The following is a 22,329-nucleotide window of genomic DNA, read 5'->3' on the forward strand; positions in this document are numbered from 1 at the left end:
AACCCGTGGCACTTTGTGGAATCGCCGCCGTTTCTCGCGTCGGGAGCGGGCTTTTTTGCAGTCCCTTGATGATGATCATTCATTCTGTTTCTTTTCTTTTAAAACATGATCAACACTCAGGTATCGGCCGCCCATGGGTATACTTTCCCCATGGGAAAATGGGATCTCGAGCTTGGAAGCGTTCGGCACGATGAGCCCAACCTGGCCCGGCTGAATCTGGTACTGGCACCCAACCGTACAGAGCTCTTCGAGTGGAGGCGGCAGCTGGCCATCGACGCCCTGGGCGGGATCAGCGTGGTCTGCACTGCACCCCGGAACAGCCTGGTGCCCCATGGAGTGGATAACGACATCCTTCTCGGCCTGGTCAATGCGGCGATCCTGCAGGGACTGCCCGAGGATGACACGGTTCGGCTGACCGGCCGCGAACTGCTCAAGCTCAGTGGGATCACGCCCAGCGCGCGGGCCTATGTCAACCTGCACGAATCCCTTCGGCGCCTGCAACACACGGCGTACGACGTGACTGACAGCTGGTTTGATGGCCTCAAGCAGCGCTGGCGCAGCATGTCGTTCAGCCTGATCGTCAAACACTGGGCAGAGGACAATTTCAAGGACGTGACGAATCTGGGCCAGTGGCGCGCCCAGACGGTGCTGGCCATCAAACTCGATGATGGCCTTGTCAAGAACATCCGCGCCGGCCATATCCTGCCGCTGGACTTTGAACTGCTGTCAAAACTCTCTCAACCCCTCACCCGAAATCTGTTCCGTACCCTGTCGTTTCAACGAGAAAGCGGGAGGGACGTACCCGTGCTCGCATACTCGGTGCCCCTGACAGTCTGGGCGGCGCATCTCGGTATGCACGGGCTGCGACTCGACACCGTCCTGCGGTCTCTCAAGCCCGCCCACGAGGAGCTGGTCGAAGTCGGCTTCCTGAAAGAGGTCACCTTCCAGGGACGTGGTCAGGCGCGCACGGTTCACTATGCGTTCGGTACACAGGGAGTGATGTCCGCCGATCCGGAGACGGCCGCCTTGCTGGCCCGATACGGTGTCAGCGGAGGCCGCTCCCTGATCCTGTCCCAGACCCATGGTCAGCAGGCGATTCAGCGGGCGGTGAGCGTCCTGGAGGCTCTGCTTCAGACCTCCTACCGCAGCAAGATTCGCAACCGCGCCGGCATCCTGATGGACATCATCGAATCCCCTGAGCGCTACGACTCCATCCTCACCCGCGAGGAATCGTCGCGTGCCGCCGCCGCGCGAGCCGTGCTCGCAACCAGCGAACCACAGACGCCGGAGCGGACTGCAGCCGCCGCGCGGGTCATCCTTGTGGGTCAGTTCGACGACACCCCCGTCCGAAGGGGCCTCCGAGACCGGGCCGTGAACCTCTATGTGTCGGGGCACATCAGGAGTCTCGACCTGATCGGCCTGCTGTCCGCGACCACCGATGAGGCTGCGGCCAACGTGGCGCAGTGGGAGAGGGCAGTTCTGCAGGTCTGAGCGGCCAGGTGAGGCGCAGCGCCGTGCTTGTCAGGCTCCATCTCCCTGGTGCGAGTGGATGACAGACTGGAGCCTGCCAGCCGATGGATGCGGCCAGACCGCGAGGATGGGGCGCCTGGAAGGCCATGATCTCGACAGCGTCTGGGGCACCACTGCAGACGCGGGGGCCATTCGCCCTCGGTTGGCTCTCCCGCATCCTGCGTCCACCTGTCCTGATGTCGATCTTTGGACTGAGAACAACTGTAAAGGAATGATGATCATCGTCGAGGCGGTGCACGCCCCCTCGACTGGCACGGGATTTTTCGCAAGGAACACCTGAGTAGTCCGTGGCCGGACTGCTGCAACCACCTGAGATGTCCGTGGTTTCGACAACGAACCACCTGAGATGTCCGTGCAGCATGCTTCAGACCATCAGAGATACCCGTGCCACCCGACGAAAAGCAGCTGATTTGTACGTGCCCTACAAGTGCGAACCGCTTGAGATGCCCGTGCTCAACCGGCTCAAAGCACCTGCTTTGTCCGTGGTCTCTCCGTCCCGACACGAGGCTCGTCGGCGACATCCCTTCCCTGAGGGCAAACTTCCTGGGCGGAAACTGCACGACCACCTGAGATGTCCGTGCCGCGCCATCTGCCAGGGTTCCCGCAGGAGATCCGGTGCAATGAAACGACCGGGCACGGAGGTCGCACCTGAAGCTCCTGAGAGCGCAATCCGACAAGACCTCTCCGAAGTTTTCAGCGGAGTTAACGCGGATTGAACAGGCTGCTTCCTCGACCGCTCTGCTGGAAGAGATTTCTCCCAACCCTCACACGCAAGTCGCACAGGGGCAGCTTTCTCTTCGAGACCTCACCACGAGACCACTTCGGTTCCCTTCCCTCTCCCGGTGCCTACCGGCCTTGACCCGGCGCCGTAGACACCGCCCATCGCCTCCTCGGCGCCCGCCCACCAGGGCAGAGCCACGTCCAGTTCCCCGAGGCCTCAGCGGTTGGCCGCCTGCCAGTCGTCCACGAGCCGCCCCAGCGAGGCGCGGGTGTCCCTCCACAGCTCGGCCGTCACCTCGGCGGCGGTCGGGCCGACCTGGCCGTACTCCACCGCCGACCAGCGGAGAGGGCCGCCCAGCCAGGAACTTCCCCCTGGCGCGCGGCCATCCTCCACGGACGCCGACACCTGCGTTTCCAGCGCGGCGCTCCCCTGGATGGGCCGCACCCGCACAGACAGGCTGAGCCCCGCGCTGGAGCGGCGGCACACCTGAGCCTCCTGATACGGCACCCCTCCGGCGCGCAGGAGTCGCCGGGCCTCAGCGTAGACCTGCGTGTCCAGCCCGGACAGCTTCAGACTGGCGCCGGATTCGACCGTGACGGACACGGACAGCAGGGGGCTGAGGCACAGCGTGGCGCCCTTCAGGTCGGGGGCCGGGGCGGCGCGGGCCCCGGACAGCGCGGCCACGAGGGTGGCCACCGCCAGCCCACCAAGCCGGCGCCCGGTGGCTCCCGCTGGCCTGCGCTCCAGCTCGCTTCTCATTTCCATGATGTTCCTCCTGATCGGGCGCGGCGGCGTTCCCGGAACCCCCGAGGATCCGTGGATCCCGATCCATGGCGCGAGCGTAGGGAAAGCCCCGTGATTCCCCGATGATCGGGCCGCCCCGCCCCGGAGGACTGGAGAACGAGTCCCGCCTGGCCGCACCCCGGGCGGGTCTGGCCAGAAAGCCGGGCGCGCACAGGGCGAATACGGCTCCCCCTCCGCGATCACCCCCCAATCAGCCCCGCTGGGTCACGGTGTCCTCGTTCCACCTCAAGGAGGCACCGACCCATGAAACGATCCCTGACCACCAGCGCCCTGTTCCTCACCGCCCTGCTGTCCGCCTGCACTTCGGGCGGCCCCGCCCCGGCGCCCGGCGTGGCGTCCATCGTTCTGACCCCCGCGTCGGCCTCGGTCGCCGTGGGCGCCACCACCACCCTGAACGCCACCGCCAAGGATGCCCAGGGAGCGGTCGTGCCCGGCGTCGCCTTCAGCTGGAAGACGTCCAGTGAGACCGTCGCCTCGGTGGCGGGCGGTGTGGTGACCGGCAAGAGTGCCGGGGCCGCGCAGGTCACGGCCTCGGCCAGCGGCGTCACCAGCAACGCGGCGAGCATCACCGTCACCGGAACGCAACCCCAGCCGCAGCCCGGCGGGGCCTTCGACCTGAGCGTCTCGGGCGACCGGCTGCCCGTGGTCACCGGCACTTCGGCCAGCCTGACCGTGACGGTCACGCGCAAGAACGGCTTCGCGGGCGCCGTGACCCTGAGCCTGGCCGGGCTGCCCACGGGCGCGAGCAGCGCCGCCGTGACCATCCCCGAGGGGCAGACGGCCGCCACGGTGACGGTCAGCGCGGGCGCCTCCGCGCCCCATTCCTTCCCCACCGCCGTGACGCTGACCGGCAAGGCTACGGGCGTCAGTGACGTGACCAAGACGATCACCGTGACCGTGCGCGGCCCGGCCGGCAGCCTGGACACCACCTTCGGCGCGGGCGGGGTCGCCGTGAACGCCATCGGTGCGGGTGAGGACTACGGCTACGCCATGGCGATCCAGAACGACGGCAAGGTGCTGCTGGCGGGCACGGCCTTCGGCACGTCCGAGGACTTCGCGGTCGCGCGGTACACCCGCGACGGCGGCCTGGACACCTCGTTCGGCAGTGGCGGCAAGGTCATGATCGACTTCGCCGGCAAGGCCGACATCGCCCGCTCGGTCGCCGTGCAGAGTGATGGCAAGATCGTGGTGGCGGGCGGCGCGACGAACAGCGCGAACGAGGAGCGCTTCGGCGTGGCCCGCCTGAACGCGAACGGAGCGCTGGACACGGGATTCGGGACGGGCGGCAAGGTCACGACGTCCATCAGTGGCAGCTCCTCGGATCGCGCACAGGCTCTGATGATTCAACCCGACGGCAAGATCGTCGCCGGCGGCTATGCCTCGTACGGCAGCAGTGCCACCGGGCAGGACTTCGCGCTGGCGCGCTACGGCTCGAACGGCGCGCCGGATGCGGGCTTCGGCTCGGCCGGCGTCGTGACGACCGCGCTGGGCAGCAGCGGCGCCAAGGACACCGTGCGCGCCCTCGCCGCGCAGGGCGACAAGATCGTGGCGGTGGGGGGCGACGGCGACTTCAAGGCCGCGCGCTACACGGCGGCCGGCGCGCTGGACAGCACGTTCGGCAGCGGCGGCAAGGTCAGCGCCGTCTTTTCCGGCTCCATCGGCGTCGCCAACGCGGTGGCGGTGGACGCCCAGGGGCGCCTCATGCTGGCTGGCACCAGCGAGAACGACACCGCGGTGGTGCGACTGACGGCGAACGGCGCCCTGGATACCACTTTCGGCGCGGGCGGCAAGCAGATCGTGAAGCTCAGCGACAACTGGGACAGCGCGACCGGCCTGGCCGTGCAGACGGACGGCAAGCTCGTCCTGGGCGGCTGGGTCTACGAGGGCAACTCCTCGGCCGGCAACTTCGCCGTGACGCGCCTGGAAGGGAACGGCGCGCGGGACGCGGGCTTCGGCCAGAACGGCACGACCCTGACCCCCGTCGCGCCCGGCACCAAGGCCGACGAGGCGCAGGCTGTCCTGCTGCAGCCCGACGACCGCATCCCCGCCACGCGCGTCGTGCTGGGCGGCTCCCGCAACGACAGCAACAACGACTTCGCCCTGAGCCGCTACTGGCCCTGAACGACGCGGGCGGCGGCTGACCCCCTTCCTTCGGCCGCCGCCCCATCCACTCCCCCGTTCCTCTTCACCAGCCCGGAGGTCATGCCATGAACCAGACTGCACAAACGTTTCTCTTCGTCCTCTGGGAGGGCGGCGGCAACATTCCCCCTCTTCTCGACCTCGCCCGGCGGCTGCGGGAGCGTGGCCACGCGGTGCGCGTGATGAGCGACGCCTGCAACGAGGTCGAAGTGCGCGCCTCAGGCTGCGCCTTTGTCCCCTACACCACGGCGCCCAGCCGCCCCGACAAGTCCCCGGCGAGCGACCTCGTGAACGACGCCTCGGCCAGTAACCCTCTGGCGGCCCTGGCCCGTGCCCGAGAGGCCGTGCTGGTCGGCCCCGCCGCCCGCTATGCACAGGACGTGCTGGCCGAGATCCAGCGGGCGCGCCCCGACGCAGTGGCGGTCAGCGACGGGCTGTTCGGCGCCGTGATCGCGGCGGAATCGGCCGGGGTGCCCTGCGCGCTGCTGATGCCCCACCACTACTACTACCCGGCTCCTGGGCTGCCGCCCACCGGGATGCGCCCGGCAAGGGGCGCGCTGGGGCGTGGGCGCGACCGCCTGTTCTACGCCCTGCTGACCCGCCTGTTCGACGCCGGGCTGCCCCGCATCAACGCCCTGCGCGCGTCGCAGGGCCTGGCGCCGCTGCGCCACCTCTTCGACCTGCTGCGCGTGCCGGAGCGGGTGCTGGTGCTGACCAGCCCGGCCTTCGACTTCGCGGCCGATCCGCTGCCCGCCAATGTCCGCTACGTCGGCCCGGTGGTGGACGATCCCGTGGGCACCCCCACGGTGCCCCTGAACCTGCCCGGAGGCGACGCGCCCCTGGTGGCCGTGGGCTTCTCGACGACCTTCCAGAACCAGCGCCAGACCCTGCAGAACGTCATCGACGCGCTGGGCACGCTGCCGGTACGCGGCCTCGTGACGCTGGGGCCGGCGATGAACGCGGCGGACTTCCGCCTGCCCGCCAATGTCCACACGCAGGTCTACGTGCCGCACGGGCAGCTCTTCCCGCAGGCCGCCCTGGTGGTCACACACGCCGGGCACGGCACCGTCATCCGCGCGCTGGCCCACGGCACACCGCTGGTTTGCCTGCCGATGGGCCGCGACCAGAACGGCAATGCCGTGCGTGTGGCCGAGCGCGGCCTGGGCCGGATGCTCGCGCCGACCGCGCCCGTAGCGGCCATCCACGCCGCGGTGCAGGACGTGTTGGCCGACCCTGGCTACCGCCTGCGCGCCGCTGAAATGGCCGCCGCCATCGCCCGCGACGTCCGGGAGTCGCGGGCCGTGGAAGAGCTGGAGGCGCTGGCCGCCCCAGGGACGGTGGCCGCCCGCGCTGCTGCCCCGACCCAGGCCGTTCTGAGCCCCACTCCATCCCTCTCATCACAGCCCCAGAGGATCCACCCATGAACAGGTTCCTGATCGCCACCCTCTGCCTCGTGCTCGCCGCCTGCGGTGGGGGTGGCGGCACCGGCGGCATTCCCGCCCCCACGCCCGCTCCACTCCCCACGCCCGGCGACGACCGCGCCCCCCGGCCCCTGACCGTCCAGGTCACCCCCGACCGCCCGCGCATGGTCGAGGGCACCCTGACCCCCGACGGCGGCACCCTGACCGCCACGGCCGCCGACGGCACCGTATTCACCCTGACCGCGCCCGCGAACGCGGTGTTCGGCCCGCTCAAGGTCAGGATGACCCCCGTCGCCAGGCTGGGCGGCCTGAACGGCGCCGGGGGCTACCTCGCCGCCGTGCATCTGGAGCCGAAGGGCGCGGAGTTCTTCGAGCCACTGACGCTCAAGATCGCGGCCCCGCAGGCCCTGAAGCCCGAGACGCTGCGCGCCTTCAATTCGCACGCCCTGGGCGCTGACTTCTACTTCCAGGGCCGCGCGGTGGAGGGCCGCACCGCCACCCTGCGCCTGCTGCACTTCTCCAACCCCGGCGTGGCGGTCATAGAGGAGAGCGACCTGCCCGTGCCGCCCGTGCCGACCAGCCCGCGCGACCGCCTGGAAAACGACCTCGCGCTGGACATCACGAAGGAAACGCAGCTTCTGGACAGGTTTCATGCCCAGCTTGGGCCCCTGCTGGAGGCGGCCCTCACGAGCGATGCCAAGCTCAAGACCGCCACCGGGCAGTTTCTGACCTGGCGCAGTGAGGTCGAGCGCCTGGGCCTGTCGGAGGTCTACAAGACGCAGATCTACCAGGGCTGGAAGCTGATCGCGCAGGGCATCGAGGGGGCCGTGGAGCGGGCGCACGCCGAATGCGCGGTGAACAGTGACCTGACCCGCCTGCGCGACATCGTGACCTGGGTCTCGTGGGTCAAGCGCAACCCGCGCCTGTCGCCCTACTTCAACGGCAAGATGGCCCGCTTTGAACAGCTCGCCCGCGACTGTGCCCGCTTCGAGCTGGAGGTGAACTCCACCATCACGATGGATCTGGGCGATGCCCGGTTCGAGAGCACCGTACACACGAACATTCCCCTGATGCCCGCCGGCGGTGAAACCGACCTGCCCACCACCCTGATGGGCCACGCGCCCCTGGAGGTGCGGGGCTACCGCGCCGAGATCGAGAACTGCACGGTGACGCCGGGCACCCCGGTGGCCCAACTCGACGTCGAAGCCGAACTGGGCCTGGCCTGGCTGGACACCACTGCCGGCATCCCGTTCCTCGACCTTCTGCCCGGCTACAACCGGGTGCCTGGCACCATCGTGTGCAAAACGTCCAACAGTCCGGTCACCCGAGACCTGCCGGACTGGAGTTCCTCGTTCAGCACCGCGCATCTCGACGAATGTTCTCCAGAGGGGTGCTACCGCATCGAGGACTGGCAGCCCGGCGTGGGCAGCGTGCTCGGCACGAAAACCTACGAGCGCACCGTGCCGGCCGCTGGTCGCGTTTACCACGAAAAGACCACCCTGACGTTGCGCCACGCGCCCCTCTGAGCCGCCGCCCGTCCGGCGCCCGTCCCCACGGCGGGCGCCGAACCATGGGTTGGCAAGGCTAGGCCGACACCCGACCACTGGAGGCCCTCCCCCAAAACGCGGCAGCGGGGTCTCCCCCGTGCCAGCTCGAAAATCACCCTGCGATCATCCCTCTCGGTTCACCCTGTGCCCAGGAGGTTCATATGCACCCCACCCCATCCACCCGCCCCATCCTCGTCATCGGCGCCACCGGCGCCATCGGCTCGCAGGTCGTGCGCGCGCTGCTCGCGCGCGGCGCGCCCATCCGCGTGTTCGTCCGCTCGCCCGGGAAGGTCGCGGCGCTGCCCGCCCACGTCGAGCGGGCCGTGGGCACGCTGGAGGATCCCGAGGCCATCGACAGGGCCCTGCAGGGCGTGCAGGCGGCCTTCTACGTCTCGCCCCACGACGAACTGGAGGAAGTCTTCGCCGAGCACGTCGTCTCCGCCTGCGAGCGGGCCGGCGTGCGGCTGGTCTTTTCCGGGGTTCACAGCGGCGGCAAGACCCGCCTCGCCCGCTTCGCGCAGCGCACGATCTTCGGCCTGTTGATGCCGCACTACCGCGGCAAACTGCGCCTCGCCGAGCGCATCCGCACCTCGCGCACCCGCCCGGTCATCCTGATGCCCGGCAACTACTACCAGATGGACGAGGTCTGCCGGGCCGAGCTGCTGGCCGGGCGTTACCCCTTCCCGATGGGCCTGGTGCCGCGGGTGGACACGCGCGACGTGGGCGAGGCGGCGGCCCGCGCCCTGCTCGATCCCTCGGTGCCCGGCGGCGACTACGCGCTCGTCGGCCCGGAATCGCTGAGCGGGGCGATGACGGCGGCGCACTGGGCCGCGGCGCTGGGCCGGCCGGTCACCCATGTGCCCGATCTCGCGGTTACCGACGCCCTGTTCGGGCGCGCCTACGGGGGCCGCAAGGCGCTCGACTGCCAGAAGAGCTATCGCACGGTGGGCAAGGTGAAGGTCAAGACGTCGGCGGCCGAACTTCGGCAGACGGAAGACCTGCTGGACCGCGCACCGCGTTCCTTCGCCGAGTACGCCCGCGAGGTGGCCTCAGAGTGGCTGGCCACCGAGCGCGCCGCGCCGCCGGCCCACCAGGCAGCGATCACCCCACCCGCGGCCGCGGCCCGCTGAGCGTCCGGAGGCAGGTATGTCCGGACACCTGACCCCCGCCATGACCGTCCCCGAGGCCCGCCGCCCACGGCCCTCCCTCCCGGCCCCACTGGAGTTCGGCTGGCAGATGCGGGGACTGGAGACCGCCCGAACCACGCTGACGCGGCGCCGGGGCGGCGCCCTGGAACTGACCATCGACCACGCGCCCCTGCGCGGCGTGACCCCGGCGATGCTGCGCTGGTGGTTCGAGGGCGTGCACCTGGACATGGTCTACCGGGGCCAGCGCCTGCCCCGCTACCGGGTCTGGCACCCCCGCGACCACATCGCGCTGGGCAAGCCCCGGCTGCACCGGAACGGTCTGGCGGGAGAGGGCGCCCACTTCCACATCCAGGAGGTCTTCGGGCGCGACGGGCGCTTCCGGGTGGACTCCACCGAGTACGTCGAGAAGCTGGACGACAGCGGCATCCGGCTGCTCAAGTTCGTGGCCGGCGTGCGGGTCTTTTCGCTGGAGCACTGGTTCAGCGCCCTGCCCGGCGGCACGCGCTACGAATCGCAGATGGTGGTGGGGACGTCGAGTCCGCTGCTGGGCCGCGTCCTGAACCCCCTGCTCACCACGCGCGTCTTTCCCGAATCCATGGGCCGGGCCTGGCTGCGGCACAACGTGGAGGAGGTCGGCAATTTCGAGTTCTTCCTGCCGGAACTGTGGGCCCAGGAGGCGGGGGGCAGGAGACGCCTCGCCTCAGGCACCACGGCTCATCACTGAGCTTCCCGCGCGCCAGAGCCTCGCTCAGACGTCCGGCTGGCGGGCGCTCTCCCCCCTGGGCCCGGCCCGGAGGGGAAGCACCTCGTCATCACCCTCACCGCGGGGCGGTGCGCCCATGACCCTGATTCCTGCCCGCCTCGCTCGTCACGCCCCTGCTCGCGCCGCCACACTGGGCGCCCGAGCACTCCGTGGAGGCCCGCGGAGGCGGAGTTAAGGGGGGGCCTGCTCCAGCGCGGAGCGGGTGGCGGCGGCCCGGCTGCTCACGCCCAGCTTGGAATAGATGGTCTTGACGTGGTCGTTAACCGTGTACAGGCTGATGCTCAGCTCGCGGGCGATCTCCTTGTTGCTCAGTCCACGCGACAGGGCGCGCAGCACGTCCCCCTCGCGCGGGGTCAGGTCATGGCCGGCGACGGGCGCGGGGCGGGCGTCCAGCGGGGCTCCGCCCCGGGCCAGGACGCTCGCCTCCTCGGCCGTCAGGTCGGCGCCGCGCCGCGCCGCCGCCTCGCGCTCGGGGGCGCTCAGGCCGGTCACGCCCGCTTCCGCCAGCGGGCGCAGCGCCGCGTGCTCGACAGTGCCGCTCACCCCGGCTTCGCGCCGCAGGGCGTCCACGGCGCCCAGCAGGGCGGCGGCCCTGTTGCCTTCGCCGTGCCGGGCCGCCAGCGCCGCGAAGCCCTCCAGCGCCCCGGTCAGCAGGGTGGCATCCCGGTTGGCCTGGGCGTGTTCCAGCGCCGCCCCCAGCAGCGGCGCCGCGTCCTCCCACGGGCCGCGCCCCAGGGCCAGCGCCGCGCGGCACAGGTCGTTCCAGGCGAGCAGGGTCAGGTCATGCTGCGCGTCCGCGCCCGCGCGCACCTCGGCGCAGCGCTCGGCCGCGCCGCCATGGTCGCACAGGATCAGCCTCAGCCAGGCCTCGACCTGCCGGGCCTGAGCGCCGGACCAGGCGTCGCCCAGGACATCGGCCATGCGGGCCACCTCAGCCAGATCCTGGATGGCGGCGGCGGGATCGCGGCCCGCGCGGGCGACGCCACGGTAGAACAGGGCCGCGCCGCGCGGCAGCGTGGGAACAGCCGGGTCGAGCTGAGCCAGCGCTTCCCCGGCCTGCGCCTCGGTCAGCCGGCCCTGCCGGAAGTGCAGGGCCGAGCGCGCGTTGAGGACTTCCACCCGGTCAGGGCCGCTCAGGTCGCCCGAGGTCAGCGCCTCCTCCAGCAGCGGCAGCGCGGCGTAGTCCACACGCACCATCCACGCGAAGCTCAGGGCGCGCACGAGGGCGGCGAAGGTGTCCAGGCGGCCCTGATCCAGGCAGAAGCGCAGCGCCGCGAGCATGTTGGGCTGCTCCTGGGTCAGCCGCGCGAACCAGGTCAGTTGCTGCGGGCCGCGCTGGCCGGGCACCGACGCCTCGGCCAGCGCGAGCAGACTCAGGGCGTGCGCCCGGCGGGCGGCGGGCGCCTCGCCGCGCGCTTCCAGCGCCTCGAGCGCAAATTCCCGCACCGTCTCCAGCATCGTGAAGCGCGGCTCGGGCTCGGAGGCCACAGTTTCTCTGGAGGGGGGCTCCGTGGACATGGGCTGGATCAGGCTGTGCTCGGCCAGCACACTCAGACCAGGGAGAGCATCCGGCTGGCCCAGCACCGCTTCCGCCGTCTCCAGCGTGAAACCGCCGACGAACACGCCCAGGCGCGTGAACAGGGCCTGCGCCTCGTCCGGCAGGAGCCCCAGGCTCCAGTCCAGCGTGGCGCGCAGGGTCTGCTGGCGGACGGGTCGGTCGCGCGCCGGGCCGCCCAGATCCAGCCGCTGGCCCAGCCGGGTCAGGATGGCCCGCACCGGCAGCAGCCGCAGGTGCCCGGCCGCCAGCTCGATGGCCAGCGGCAGCCCGTCCAGGCGGCGCACGATCTGGCCGATCTGTTCCAGCTCTACGTCGCCGGGCGCGAACTCCGGCCGCACCCGCGCGGCGCGGGCCAGGAAGAGTTGCACGGCGCTGGAGGCGCGCAGCTCTTCGGCCCGGTTCCGGGCCGGCAGGGGCAGCGGCGAGACCGGGTACTCGAATTCTCCGCCCAGGCGCAGCGGCGCGCGGCTGGTGACCAGCGCGGTGATCCCGCGCGCGGCGAACAGCAGCTCGGCCAGCGTGCCCGCCGCTCCCAGCAGGTGCTCGAAGTTGTCCAGCACCAGCAGCAACTGCCGGTCGCGCAGCTCGGCCGCCAGGGCCTCGGCGGCGGAGCGCGGCCCGCTCGGCACCCCCAGCGTGCGGGCGATCACGGGCGCCACCTGCGCCACCTCCTGCACCGGCGCCAGGTCGACGACCTCTGCGCCGTCGGCGAAGCTGGTTCCGCAGCGCTCGGCCAGCGCCAGCGCCAGCCGGGTCTTGCCCACGCCGCCCGGCCCCAGCAGGGTCAGGAGCCTCAGGTCGGGCCGCAGCAGCGCCGACTGTAGTTGCTTGAGCTCAGCATCCCGGCCCAGCAGGGGCTGGGGCCAGCCGGACAGGGGGCCGCCGAACGTGAGACCGGTCATGTCCACCCATCGTACGCGGCCGGGCCGCGGCGCGGTCAGGCAGAGGCGCGTGGCGCGCGGGCGGGCGGGCATCCGCGCAATCAGGCTCCAATCATCGCCTCCCCGCTACGCTGCCTCGCGAAAGGAGGTGACCGATGACCATGCATGGCCACGCCGGCCCACTGTTGCAGGGCGAGCACGCCCTCTACCTGCTGCGCGTCTGGTACGAATACGATGGCGACCGTCCCGTCTGGCGGGCGTCGCTCAAACCGCCCCACGAGGAGCAGCGGCGCTTTTTCAGTTCGCCAGCCACGCTGCTGCGCTATCTGGAGGGGTGCCTGGGGCCCGAAGCCTCACGCGGCTGACGAGGAAGCTCTGGAGGGCCAGGCCCCCGACCCTCAGACGCCGCGCCCGACTCCAGGGGCGCAGGGACGCCGTCCCCACCCGGACTCCCACCGACAGCGTGAACCCAGCACCGCCGACCGTGAGGCGCGGGTGCTGGGCGCAGGGTGTTCGGACATGTGCGGAGACGGCTGCGGCCTTCAGCGAAGGCCAGGCGCGGCCGCCTCTACTTGATCAGTTTCCAGGTGCCGCCGACCACCTGCACCATCACGCGGCTGCGGGCGTCCAGGCCCAGGTGATCGGTGGCCGACAGGTTGAAGATGCCGTGGGCGCCGATCACGTTGCGGGTGCCCTCCAGGGCGACGCGCAGGGCTTCCCTGAACTCGGGGGTGCCGGGCTGGGCTTTTTTCAGGGCCACCGGCAGGGCCTTTTGCATCAGCAGTCCGGCGTCCCACATGTGCGCCCCGAAGGTCGAGACGCTGCCCGCGCCGTATTTGGCCTCGTAAAGACCGAAATAGTTCAGGCCGACTTTCTTGTTCGGGTTGGTGTCGGGCAGCTGGTCGGCCACCAGCACCGGGCCGGCCGGCAGGATGGCGCCCTCGACGTCCTTGCCACCCACCCGCAGGAAGTCGGCGTTGGCGACCCCGTGGGTCTGGTAGATCTGCCCCGTGTATCCCCGTTCCTTGAGGGTCTTCTGTGGCAGCACCGCCGGCACGCCGGAGGCGCCGATCAGCACTGCGTCGGGGCGCGCGGCGAGCACCTTGAGGGCCTGCCCGGTCACGGAGGTGTCGCTGCGGCCGTAGCGCTCCTCGCTGACGACCCGGATGCCCCTGGCCGCGGCGTTCTTCTTCAGCTCGGTCAGCCAGCCCTCGCCGTAGGCGTCGTTGAAACCGATGTAACCCACGGTCTTGACCTTGTTCTTCTGCATGTGCTGCACGACGGCCGCCGCCATCAGCGCGTCGGTCTGCGGCGTCTTGAAGACCCAGGCGCGCTTGGCGTCCACCGGCTTGATGATCGCCTCGGACGCCGCGAGGCTGATCATCGGCACCTTGGCTTCCGAGACCACATCGATCATCGCCAGGCTGGCGGGCGTGGTCGTGGTGCCGATGATCAGGTCGACCTTGTTGTCCTGAATCAGCTTGCGGGCGCTGGTCACGGCCGCCGTGGTGTCGCTGGCGTCGTCCAGAATGGTGTAGACGATCTTCTGCCCGGCGATGGTCTGCGGCAGCAGGGCCACGGTGTTGCGCTCGGGAATGCCCAGGCTGGCGGCCGGGCCGGTGGCCGAGACGATCACGCCCACACGGACGTCGGCGAGGGCCAGCGAGCAGCAGCTCAGCAGGGCAGTCAGGACGATACGGCTCTTCATAGGTATGACCTCCCGGAGGGGAAAAACGAGTTGTGGCTGCCGCGAGAGTAGCAGAAAGACTCTGCGACCAAACGCACGTTAGGCCACGGATGAAGGCGTCTGAGGGGGGAGACTCGGGCCCCACTCGTCACGTGACGAGCAGACCCCGGGTCGTCATCCAGGGTCATTCCGCTCCTGACCCGGCCCCGAACGCCAGGTACAGCCGGGCCAGCACGGCCGGGTCGCTCAGGCTTCCCCCCAGGGCCTCCTCGGCGCGGCGCAGGCGGGCGCGCAGGGTGTTGACGTGGATGTCCAGGCGCGTCGCCAGGTCGCCCAGCGGCCCTCGGTGTGCGAGGTAGGCGCGCAGGGTGGCCTCGATCCGCCCGTCGTCGGCCAGCGCCGAGAGCCGGGTCTGTACCTGACTCTGCAGCACCGTCAGGCGTCCATCCGAGAGCAGGGCGAACAGCGGATCCATCTCCTGAAAGGGGGTGACGCCGCGCCGGCTGCGGGTGGCCGCCAGTGCCTGACGGGCCTCCCGGTAGGCCGTCTGGACGGCGGCGGCCGCGCCCTGACTGGCCATGGCGTGGCGGCTGCTTACCCCCAGCCGGACGTCCTGGGCGGTGGAGGCGAGCAGGGCCGCGTGCAGTTCCCGCCCCTCGGTGGGCAGGTGCAGGCTCGACCACAGCCAGACCGCCTCCCCACTCCGCACGGTGGAATAGCCGGCGAGGCGGCGCTCCATCAGGTAGCCCTCGCCCACGGCCGCCAGGACGTCGAGCGCGTCTTCCCGGCCGCGCAGGCCGCCGGCGCTGCTTAGAGGCAATGGGAACGAGGCCACCGCCACCGCGAAGGGCTCGCTGCCCAGCACGTCGCCGCCCCCACTGCCGCTGAGCAGCCCTTCCAGCACGCGCTCACCCACCCGGCGCCGCGCGGCCCCGGCGGCGGCCGACTGCAGGCGGGCCAGCAGGGCGTACTCGGCCGCCACGGCCGCCAGCCCCTGCCAGCGCTCCGGCACGGCCAGCCGCAGGGCACCCACGTGCCGCTCCCGGTGCTCGAGCCGCAGGATCAGTTCCGGCCCCGCCGCGCGGCCGGCCGTCGCCACGAGGTCGCCCCAGCTCGCGACGATCTCGGCGAGCCCGCCGGTCCACTGGGCCAGGAGCCGCGTCAGGGCCTGTTCGGGGTGGGGGCTCATTACCGCGTCCCGCAGGGTATCCAGCACCACGCCCAGGCCGGGCAGCGGCAGCAGTTCCCCGGCGGCCAGGCCGCCCGCGGCCAGCATCACCTCCCGCGCCGGCCGTTCTGGACAGAGCCGCAGGGCCTGACCCACCGACTCCAGCGCCTCGTCGTCCCTAAGCGGAGCCAGCTGCAGCTGGGCGCGCAGGGCGTTCACGGTGGCCATTGTCCAAATCTACAACCACCGCGGCCGACGCTGTGACTTCCTACAGCGGCACCGGTCATTGCCCGTCCTATGCTGACCCCCTCAAGCGTCTGTTCTCCCCAGGAGCCCCCATGAAATACGCCCGATTTCTCTCCGGAGGCCGCGCCCTCAGCGGTCACCTCGACGGTGGACGGCTGATCGACGCCGCCGGGGTGGCCCACGACCCCGCCCGCGTGCAGTTCCGGCTGCCGGTCGATCCGCCCAAGGTCATCGCGCTGGCGCTGAATTACCACGATCACGCCGGGGAGCTGGGCCTCACGCAGCCCAAGGAGCCCGCGCTGTTCTGGAAACCGAACACCACCCTGCTGCCCCACGGCGGCACGGTGATCTACCCCCGCGGCGCGCAGTTCATGCATTACGAGGTCGAACTGGGCGTGATCATCGGGCGCGACGCCCGGCGCGTGAAGGCGAAGGACGCCATGGGCTACGTCGGCGGCTACACCATCGGCAACGACCTGGTGGTGCGCGACTACGTGACCAACACCTTCCGCCCGCCCATGCGCGGCAAGGGCTGGGACACCTTCGGGCCGCTCGGGCCGTACTACGTCACGGCCGACGAGATTGCCGACCCCCACGCCCTGCGCCTCACCGCGCACGTGAACGGCGAACTGCGCCAGGAAGGCAGCACGGCCGACATGATCTTCAGCATTCCGGAGCTGATCGAGCACATCTCGCGCTTCATGACCCTGCAGCAAGGCGACGTGATTTTGACGGGGACGCCCAAGGGCATCAGCCACGTGCATCCGGGCGACGTGATGACGCTGGAGGTCGAGGGCCTGGGCCAGCTCGTCAACGACATTCAGGAAGAGGACGACCTGGCCGAGCCCATCACCGGCCAGGAGAGCCGCGAGGGCGAGTGGGACGGCCGTTAGGCCACGAGGAGACGCAGATGACCCAGATCGACGCACCGCAGACCCGACATCCCAACCAGCTGTTGGCCGAGGAGTTGCGCCGCACCCGGCTCGCGGGCGGCCTGCGGCACTTCATCGGCGGGCAGTGGGTGGACTCTCAGGGCGGAGCGACCTTCGAGGCCCACTCCCCCATCGACAACTCCCTCCTCACCACCGTCGCCCGCGGCGACGAGGCCGACATCGACCGGGCCGCCCGCGCCGCGCACGACGCCTTTCAGCTGTGGAAGGAGGTGGGCGGGGCCGAGCGGCGCCGGCTTCTCCACAAGATCGCCGACCTGATCGAGGCGCGCGCCGGGGAGATCGCCGTGCTGGAGAGCCTGGACACCGGTCAGGCGATCCGCTTCATGAAGTCGGCAGCCACGCGCGGCGCCGAGAACTTCCGCTTCTACGCCGACCGGGCCCCGGGTGCGGGCGACGGCCAGAGCCTGCCGGCGCCGGGCTTTCTCAACTACACCCTCCGGCAGCCCATCGGGCCGGTCGGGGTGATCACGCCCTGGAACACGCCGTTCATGCTCTCCACCTGGAAGATCGCGCCCGCGCTGGCGGCCGGCTGCACGGTGGTGCACAAGCCCGCCGAGTGGAGCCCGGTGAGCGCCACGCTGCTCGCCGAGATCATGGACGAGGCCGGCTTGCCGGCGGGGGTTCACAACCTCGTTCACGGCCTCGGGGAGAGTGCCGGAAAGGCCCTGACCGAGCACCCGCTCATCCAGGCCATCGCCTTCGTCGGCGAGACCACCACCGGCAGCGCGATCATGCGCCAGGGCGCGCAGACCCTCAAGCGGGTGCATTTCGAGCTGGGCGGCAAGAACCCGGTGGTGGTCTTTGGCGACGCCGATCTGGACAGGGCCCTGGACGCCGTGGTGTTCATGATCTACTCGCTCAACGGTGAGCGCTGCACGAGTTCAAGCCGCGTGCTGGTGCAGGAGGGCATCTACGACGAGTTCACCGCCCGCATCGCCGAGCGGGCCAGGAACATCCGGGTGGGTGACCCGCTCGACCCCGAGACCGAGATCGGGCCGCTCGTGCATCCGCGGCATCTGGAGAAGGTGATGTCGTACTTCGGGGCGGCCCGCGAGGAGGGCGCGACCATCGCCGCGGGGGGCGAGCGCGTGGGCGAGAGTGGCAACTACGTCTCCCCTACCCTGTTCACCGGGGCGCGCAACGACATGCGGATCGCCCAGGAGGAGATCTTCGGGCCGGTGCTCACGGCGATTCCATTCTCCGATGAGGCTGAAGCGCTGAGCCTCGCCAACGATGTCCAGTACGGCCTCGCCGCCTACCTCTGGACGAACGACCTGACGCGCGCCCACCGCTTCGCGCACGGCCTGCAGGCGGGCATGATCTGGGTCAATTCCGAGAACGTCCGCCACCTGCCCACCCCCTTCGGCGGCGTGAAGAACAGCGGCATCGGCCGCGACGGCGGAGACTATTCCTTCGACTTCTACATGGAGACCAAGAACGTCGCCATCTCGCTGGGGACGCACAAGGCGGCCCGGCTGGGCGTGGGCACGCCGCCGGTCGTCACGCCGAGGGAGGCGGGCGAATGACGGGCGCCCGCGCCGACGCGGGTCATCGGGTCTCGCTTTCTCGCCACACCGGCCTCGCCGGAAAGGAAGGGTAACCATGGGCGCCATCACCGGACAGCAGTTCCTCCACCGCCTGCGGCAGAGTCCCCCCACCCTCTACATCGACGGCGCTCGGGTGGACGACCCCACGACCCACCCGGCGACCCGGAACATGTGCCTGTCGCTGGCGGGGCTCTACGACCTGCAGCACCAGCCGGAACTCCGCGACCTGCTGACCTTCGAGGAGGAGGGCGAGCGCTACGCCATGTCCTACCTGGTGCCGCGCACGCGGGAGGATCTGGCGCGCATCGGCGAGGCGCACCGCGTCCGGGCGAACTACGCGCTGGGCTTCCTGGGCCGGGCGCCGGACTACATGAACGCCAACGTGATGGCGGCCGGCATGGGCGCGGACTACTTCTCGGCCTGTGAGGCCAGCCAGGCCAGCGTCCCGGGGCGCGACTTCGCCGCGAACATGCGCCGCTATTTCGAGCATGTGCGGAACCACGACCTGTGCCTCACGCACGCCCTGACCAACCCGCAGGTCAACCGCGCCAGGCTGGCCTCGGAGCTGCCCGATCCCTTCATCGCGCTGGGCGTGGTCGAGGAGACCGAGGGGGGCGTGATCGTGCGGGGCGCCCGGATGATGGCGACCCTGCCCATCGCCGACGAGATCCTGGTCTTTCCCTCCACCGTCCTCAAGGAGAACGCCGACAAGAGCCGCTACGCCATGGGCTTCGCGCTGCCGACCAATACGCCAGGGCTGTCGTTCCAGTGCCGCGAGCCTTTCGACACCGGCCGCGACCCGGAGGATCACCCGCTGGGCAGCCGCTTCGACGAGCAGGATGCGTTCGTGATCTTCGACGACGTGCTCGTGCCCTGGGAGCGGGTCTTCCTGCTCTACGACGTGGAACTGGCGAACAAGGCCTACGCGGGCACGGACGCCGTGCTGCACATGGCCTACCAGGTGGTGAACCTCAAGGTCGCCAAGACCGAGGCCTTCTTAGGCACCGCGCAGGCCATCGTGGACGCCATCGGCTCGGGCGGCTTCCAGCACGTGCAGAGCAAGGTCGCCGAGATCATCGTGATGCTGGAGATCATGAAAGCTCTCGAGGTGGCGGCAGTGGCGAACGCGCAGCCGAACGCCTACGGGGTGATGACCCCGGCGCGCGGGCCGCTGGACGCCGCGCGCAACTACTACCCGCAGGTCTACGCCCGCCTGCCCGAGCTGCTGCAGCTGCTGGGGGCCTCGGGCATCATCATGATGCCGGGCAAGGCCGACCGCGAGGGGCCGCTGGGGCCCCAGATCAGCCGGTACCTGCAGGCCGGCAACGCCAGCGCCGAGGAGCGCCTGAAGCTCTTCCGGCTGGCCTGGGACATGTCCATGAGCTCGTTTGGCGGCCGCCAGAGCCTGTACGAGAAGTTCTTCTTCGGCGACCCCGTGCGGATGCACTCGGCGCTGTACGAGGTCTACGACAAGGCCCCCTACGTGGAGCGGATTCAGGCTTTCCTGAACCGCAGTGCCCAGCCCGCCGGGGTGGCGGCTGATGACTGAGGCACAGGTATCGGGGACACAGGGATCAGGGGGGCCCCGGATTCGCCCGAACATCATCCGCATCGCGCACACGGTGTTCACGGTTCGGAACCTGGAGGCCAGCCGCGCCTTCTACGTCGACCTGCTGGGCATGAACGTCCTGCACGAGGAGTCGGGCGCCCTCTATCTGCGCGGGGTGGAAGACCGCGAGTGGACGCTGAAGCTGGAGCAGCAGGTCTCCCCCCGTGTGCGCCACCTCGCCTACCGGGTGGCCGGCGAGGCGGATCTGGACGCGCTGGTGGCGCTGGCCGAGCAGCAGGGTCTCCCCTGGCGCTGGGAGGAGGAACTCGACCGGCCCAGGGTGCTGCGGCTGCAGGATCCCTTCGGCCTTCCGCTGGCCTTCTACCACCAGAGCGGCACCCACCGCTGGCTGCTGCAGGACTACCACCTGCACCGCGGCCCCGGCCTGCAGCGGGTCGACCACGTGAACGTGATGGTGCCGGACGTGGAGCGCACCATGCGCTGGTACCTGGATGAGCTGGGCTTCCGGCTCTCGGAGTACACCGTGGACGAGCAGGAGCGCTACTGGGCCGCCTGGATCCAGCGGCGCGGCGGCGTGCACGACCTAGCGCTCACCAACGGCCCCGGCCCGAGGCTGCACCACTGGGCCTACTGGATGCCCGACATCACCTCCATCATCCGCACCTGCGACATCCTGGCGGGCGCGCGCCAGCCCGAGCGCATCGAGCGCGGCCCCGGGCGCCACGGGGTCAGCAACGCCTTTTTCCTCTACATCCGCGACCCCGACGGCCACCGCATCGAGCTGTACACCAGCGACTACCTCACGGTCGATCCGGACTTCGAGCCCATCCGCTGGCTGCGCGACGATCCCCGCCGCCAGACGCTGTGGGGCGCCCGCACGCCGCGCTCCTGGTTCGAGGAGGCGAGTGAGCTGGAAGCTTTTGACGGGGGCGCGGTGCCGGCGGTCGAGGGCGACCTGACCGGCATCCCGGCGCATGTGATCTGATGACCGACATGCTGGCAGACCGCGTCATCCCCGAAGCCCAGTTCGATCCGCTGGCCGCCGAACTCGACAGGGCCGAGCAGACTGGCGTGCCCCTCTCCCCGTTCAGCGAGCGCTTCCCGGGCATGACGATTCCCGACGCCTACGCCGTGCAGCGCGCCTGGGTGGCCCGCAAGCTGGGGGGCGGGCGACGCCTCATCGGCCACAAGATCGGCCTGACCTCGCGGGCAATGCAGCTTGCCTCGCAGATCACCGAGCCCGACTACGGCGCCCTGCTGGACGACATGCTGTTCGAGGCGAACGGCGACATCCCGCTCTCCCGCTTCGTGGCGCCCAAGGTCGAGGTCGAACTGGCCTTCCTGCTGAGCAGCGACCTGCGCGGGCCCGGGGTCAGCGTGTTCGACGTCCTGCGCGCGACCGAGTACGTGACGCCGGCCGCCGAGATCATCGACGCCCGCATCGAGCGCGTCAGCCGCGCGACCGGGAAGCCCCGCCGGGTTCAGGACACCATCAGCGACAACGCCGCGAATGCCGGCGTGATCGTGGGCGGCCGCGCGGTTCGCCCGGCCGATATTGACCTCCGCTGGGCGGCGGCGCTGTGTATCCGCAACGGCGTGATTGAGGAAACCGGCGTGGCGGCCGGCGTGCTGGGCCATCCGGCGGCCGGCATCGCCTGGCTGGCCAACCGGCTCGCTCCCCACGGGGAGGGGCTCCGCGCAGGTGAACTGGTGCTGGCCGGCTCCTTCACCCGCCCGGTGGACATCAGCAGCGGCGACGTGTTCACCTTCGATTACGGCCCGCTGGGCACCTTCTCCTGCCGCTTCGCCGGTCAGCCCAGGGGGGCCGCACATGGCTGAATTTTCCTTCAAGGCCGCCCTGGGACGGGGCGAGACGCTGATCGGGCTCTGGCTGGCCCTGGCCGACCCCTACAGCGCCGAGATTTGTGCCGGTGCGGGCTTCGACTGGGTGCTGATCGACGGCGAGCACGCGCCGAACGACCTGCGCTCCACATTGGCCGCGCTGCAGGCCACCGCGCCCTTCGCGTCGGCCGTGCTGGTACGCCCGCCAGTGGGCGACCCGGTGCTGATCAAACAGCTGCTGGACATCGGGGCGCGCGCCCTCCTGATTCCCATGGTGGACACCGCCGCGCAGGCCCGGGCCCTGGTAGCCGCCACGCGCTATCCGCCCCGGGGCATCCGGGGGGTCGGGGCGGCGCTGGCCCGCGCGAGCCACTTCGGCCGTGACGCCGCCTATCTGCAGCACGCCGACGAGGGCCTGTGCCTGATCGTGCAGGTCGAATCGGCCGCCGGGCTCGCGCAACTGGACGAGATTGCAGGCACCGAGGGGGTGGACGGCGTCTTCATCGGCCCGGCAGATCTGGCCGCCAGTCTGGGCCACCTCGGACAACCGGGTCACCCGGAGGTGCAGGCGGCGATCCAGGACTCGGCGCGGCGGATTCGCCAGGCCGGCAAGGCGGCCGGCATCCTGTCCACCGATGAGGACGTCGCCCGCACCTACCTGGACTGGGGGTACACCTTCGTGGCAGTGGGCACTGACGTCACGTTGCTCGCGCGCGCCACGACCGGCCTCGCGGCGCGCTTCCGCCCGGGTTCCTGACGTGCTCGTCACGTGACGAGCACCTAGGATGCCCGGCGATCCGGTGT

At 70.5% G+C, this 22,329-nt stretch carries 17 protein-coding genes; 13 read left to right on the plus strand and 4 right to left on the minus strand.

Annotation, left to right across the window (positions count from 1 at the left end):
* Positions 1–150: 150 nt before the first annotated feature.
* Positions 151–1,491 (plus strand): replication initiator protein A, encoded by a 1,341-nt coding sequence (locus CVO96_RS16630; RefSeq protein ID WP_165795399.1) that lies wholly within the window; start codon positions 151–153, stop codon positions 1,489–1,491.
* Positions 1,492–2,467: 976 nt separating this feature from the next.
* Here the strand turns inward: CVO96_RS16630 and CVO96_RS16635 are convergent.
* Positions 2,468–3,016, minus strand: coding sequence for a hypothetical protein (locus CVO96_RS16635; protein ID WP_103313580.1), 549 nt, complete (start codon positions 3,014–3,016; stop codon positions 2,468–2,470).
* A gap of 282 nt (positions 3,017–3,298) precedes the next feature.
* On the opposite strand from CVO96_RS16635, the gene CVO96_RS16640 reads away from it, so the two are divergent.
* The 5 genes from CVO96_RS16640 to CVO96_RS16660 all read left to right on the plus strand — a co-directional run bounded on the left by CVO96_RS16640 (position 3,299) and on the right by CVO96_RS16660 (position 10,034).
* Positions 3,299–5,176 (plus strand): hypothetical protein, encoded by a 1,878-nt coding sequence (locus CVO96_RS16640; protein WP_103313581.1) that lies wholly within the window; start codon positions 3,299–3,301, stop codon positions 5,174–5,176.
* 86 nt (positions 5,177–5,262) lie between these two features.
* Positions 5,263–6,618: a glycosyltransferase gene (locus CVO96_RS16645; RefSeq protein WP_103313582.1), complete on the plus strand. Its 1,356-nt coding sequence runs from the start codon at positions 5,263–5,265 to the stop codon at positions 6,616–6,618.
* Entirely contained in the window at positions 6,615–8,141 is a 1,527-nt protein-coding gene (locus CVO96_RS16650; protein ID WP_103313583.1) for a hypothetical protein, read from the plus strand. Before CVO96_RS16645 ends, CVO96_RS16650 begins: the two co-directional genes overlap by 4 nt.
* Positions 8,142–8,323: 182 nt before the next feature.
* Positions 8,324–9,292, plus strand: a complete 969-nt coding sequence (locus CVO96_RS16655; RefSeq protein WP_103313584.1) for an SDR family oxidoreductase — start codon at positions 8,324–8,326, stop codon at positions 9,290–9,292.
* Between the two features lie 16 nt (positions 9,293–9,308).
* Positions 9,309–10,034 (plus strand): DAPG hydrolase family protein, encoded by a 726-nt coding sequence (locus CVO96_RS16660; protein ID WP_103313585.1) that lies wholly within the window; start codon positions 9,309–9,311, stop codon positions 10,032–10,034.
* A 210-nt stretch (positions 10,035–10,244) separates the two neighbouring features.
* On the opposite strand, the gene CVO96_RS21475 is transcribed toward CVO96_RS16660, so the two are convergent.
* Entirely contained in the window at positions 10,245–12,533 is a 2,289-nt protein-coding gene (locus tag CVO96_RS21475; RefSeq protein ID WP_133161821.1) for a LuxR C-terminal-related transcriptional regulator, read from the minus strand.
* Positions 12,534–12,667: 134 nt separating this feature from the next.
* Here CVO96_RS21475 and CVO96_RS16670 point away from each other — a divergent pair, with 134 nt between their 5' ends.
* Positions 12,668–12,877, plus strand: coding sequence for a hypothetical protein (locus CVO96_RS16670; protein ID WP_103313587.1), 210 nt, complete (start codon positions 12,668–12,670; stop codon positions 12,875–12,877).
* A gap of 203 nt (positions 12,878–13,080) precedes the next feature.
* Here CVO96_RS16670 and CVO96_RS16675 read toward each other — a convergent pair whose 3' ends face one another.
* Both CVO96_RS16675 and CVO96_RS16680 read right to left on the minus strand, forming a co-directional pair.
* On the minus strand, positions 13,081–14,220 hold the full coding sequence (locus CVO96_RS16675; protein ID WP_103313588.1) for an ABC transporter substrate-binding protein: 1,140 nt from the start codon (positions 14,218–14,220) through the stop codon (positions 13,081–13,083).
* A 163-nt stretch (positions 14,221–14,383) separates the two neighbouring features.
* On the minus strand, positions 14,384–15,595 hold the full coding sequence (locus tag CVO96_RS16680; protein WP_103313589.1) for a PucR family transcriptional regulator: 1,212 nt from the start codon (positions 15,593–15,595) through the stop codon (positions 14,384–14,386).
* A 110-nt stretch (positions 15,596–15,705) separates the two neighbouring features.
* On the opposite strand from CVO96_RS16680, the gene CVO96_RS16685 reads away from it, so the two are divergent.
* The 6 genes from CVO96_RS16685 to hpaI all read left to right on the plus strand — a co-directional run bounded on the left by CVO96_RS16685 (position 15,706) and on the right by hpaI (position 22,282).
* Positions 15,706–16,506: a fumarylacetoacetate hydrolase family protein gene (locus tag CVO96_RS16685; RefSeq protein WP_103313590.1), complete on the plus strand. Its 801-nt coding sequence runs from the start codon at positions 15,706–15,708 to the stop codon at positions 16,504–16,506.
* 17 nt (positions 16,507–16,523) lie between these two features.
* Positions 16,524–18,092: a 5-carboxymethyl-2-hydroxymuconate semialdehyde dehydrogenase gene (hpaE, locus tag CVO96_RS16690; RefSeq protein WP_103313591.1), complete on the plus strand. Its 1,569-nt coding sequence runs from the start codon at positions 16,524–16,526 to the stop codon at positions 18,090–18,092.
* 76 nt (positions 18,093–18,168) lie between these two features.
* A complete protein-coding gene (hpaB, locus tag CVO96_RS16695; protein ID WP_103313592.1) occupies positions 18,169–19,662 on the plus strand; it encodes a 4-hydroxyphenylacetate 3-monooxygenase, oxygenase component in 1,494 nt (497 codons plus the stop codon).
* Positions 19,655–20,668, plus strand: a complete 1,014-nt coding sequence (hpaD, locus tag CVO96_RS16700; RefSeq protein WP_103313593.1) for a 3,4-dihydroxyphenylacetate 2,3-dioxygenase — start codon at positions 19,655–19,657, stop codon at positions 20,666–20,668. The genes hpaB and hpaD overlap by 8 nt, the downstream gene beginning before the upstream one ends.
* Positions 20,669–20,676: 8 nt before the next feature.
* Entirely contained in the window at positions 20,677–21,522 is an 846-nt protein-coding gene (hpaH, locus tag CVO96_RS16705) for a 2-oxo-hept-4-ene-1,7-dioate hydratase (RefSeq protein WP_423739383.1), read from the plus strand.
* Positions 21,515–22,282, plus strand: coding sequence for a 4-hydroxy-2-oxoheptanedioate aldolase (gene hpaI, locus CVO96_RS16710; RefSeq protein WP_103313595.1), 768 nt, complete (start codon positions 21,515–21,517; stop codon positions 22,280–22,282). Before hpaH ends, hpaI begins: the two co-directional genes overlap by 8 nt.
* The last annotated feature ends 47 nt before the right edge of the window (positions 22,283–22,329 follow it).

The organism is Deinococcus koreensis, assembly GCF_002901445.1.
Lineage (GTDB): Bacteria > Deinococcota > Deinococci > Deinococcales > Deinococcaceae > Deinococcus > Deinococcus koreensis.

What these genes read in the sequence shown, in the direction of transcription:
- CVO96_RS16630 (WP_165795399.1), top strand. Translation starts at nt 151, where the DNA reads ATGGGAAAATGGGATCTCGAGCTTGGAAGCGTTCGGCACGATGAGCCC.
- CVO96_RS16635 (WP_103313580.1), bottom strand. Translation starts at nt 3,016, where the DNA reads ATGGAAATGAGAAGCGAGCTGGAGCGCAGGCCAGCGGGAGCCACCGGG.
- CVO96_RS16640 (WP_103313581.1), top strand. Translation starts at nt 3,299, where the DNA reads ATGAAACGATCCCTGACCACCAGCGCCCTGTTCCTCACCGCCCTGCTG.
- CVO96_RS16645 (WP_103313582.1), top strand. Translation starts at nt 5,263, where the DNA reads ATGAACCAGACTGCACAAACGTTTCTCTTCGTCCTCTGGGAGGGCGGC.
- CVO96_RS16650 (WP_103313583.1), top strand. Translation starts at nt 6,615, where the DNA reads ATGAACAGGTTCCTGATCGCCACCCTCTGCCTCGTGCTCGCCGCCTGC.
- CVO96_RS16655 (WP_103313584.1), top strand. Translation starts at nt 8,324, where the DNA reads ATGCACCCCACCCCATCCACCCGCCCCATCCTCGTCATCGGCGCCACC.
- CVO96_RS16660 (WP_103313585.1), top strand. Translation starts at nt 9,309, where the DNA reads ATGTCCGGACACCTGACCCCCGCCATGACCGTCCCCGAGGCCCGCCGC.
- CVO96_RS21475 (WP_133161821.1), bottom strand. Translation starts at nt 12,533, where the DNA reads ATGACCGGTCTCACGTTCGGCGGCCCCCTGTCCGGCTGGCCCCAGCCC.
- CVO96_RS16670 (WP_103313587.1), top strand. Translation starts at nt 12,668, where the DNA reads ATGACCATGCATGGCCACGCCGGCCCACTGTTGCAGGGCGAGCACGCC.
- CVO96_RS16675 (WP_103313588.1), bottom strand. Translation starts at nt 14,220, where the DNA reads ATGAAGAGCCGTATCGTCCTGACTGCCCTGCTGAGCTGCTGCTCGCTG.
- CVO96_RS16680 (WP_103313589.1), bottom strand. Translation starts at nt 15,595, where the DNA reads ATGGCCACCGTGAACGCCCTGCGCGCCCAGCTGCAGCTGGCTCCGCTT.
- CVO96_RS16685 (WP_103313590.1), top strand. Translation starts at nt 15,706, where the DNA reads ATGAAATACGCCCGATTTCTCTCCGGAGGCCGCGCCCTCAGCGGTCAC.
- hpaE (WP_103313591.1), top strand. Translation starts at nt 16,524, where the DNA reads ATGACCCAGATCGACGCACCGCAGACCCGACATCCCAACCAGCTGTTG.
- hpaB (WP_103313592.1), top strand. Translation starts at nt 18,169, where the DNA reads ATGGGCGCCATCACCGGACAGCAGTTCCTCCACCGCCTGCGGCAGAGT.
- hpaD (WP_103313593.1), top strand. Translation starts at nt 19,655, where the DNA reads ATGACTGAGGCACAGGTATCGGGGACACAGGGATCAGGGGGGCCCCGG.
- hpaH (WP_423739383.1), top strand. Translation starts at nt 20,677, where the DNA reads ATGCTGGCAGACCGCGTCATCCCCGAAGCCCAGTTCGATCCGCTGGCC.
- hpaI (WP_103313595.1), top strand. Translation starts at nt 21,515, where the DNA reads ATGGCTGAATTTTCCTTCAAGGCCGCCCTGGGACGGGGCGAGACGCTG.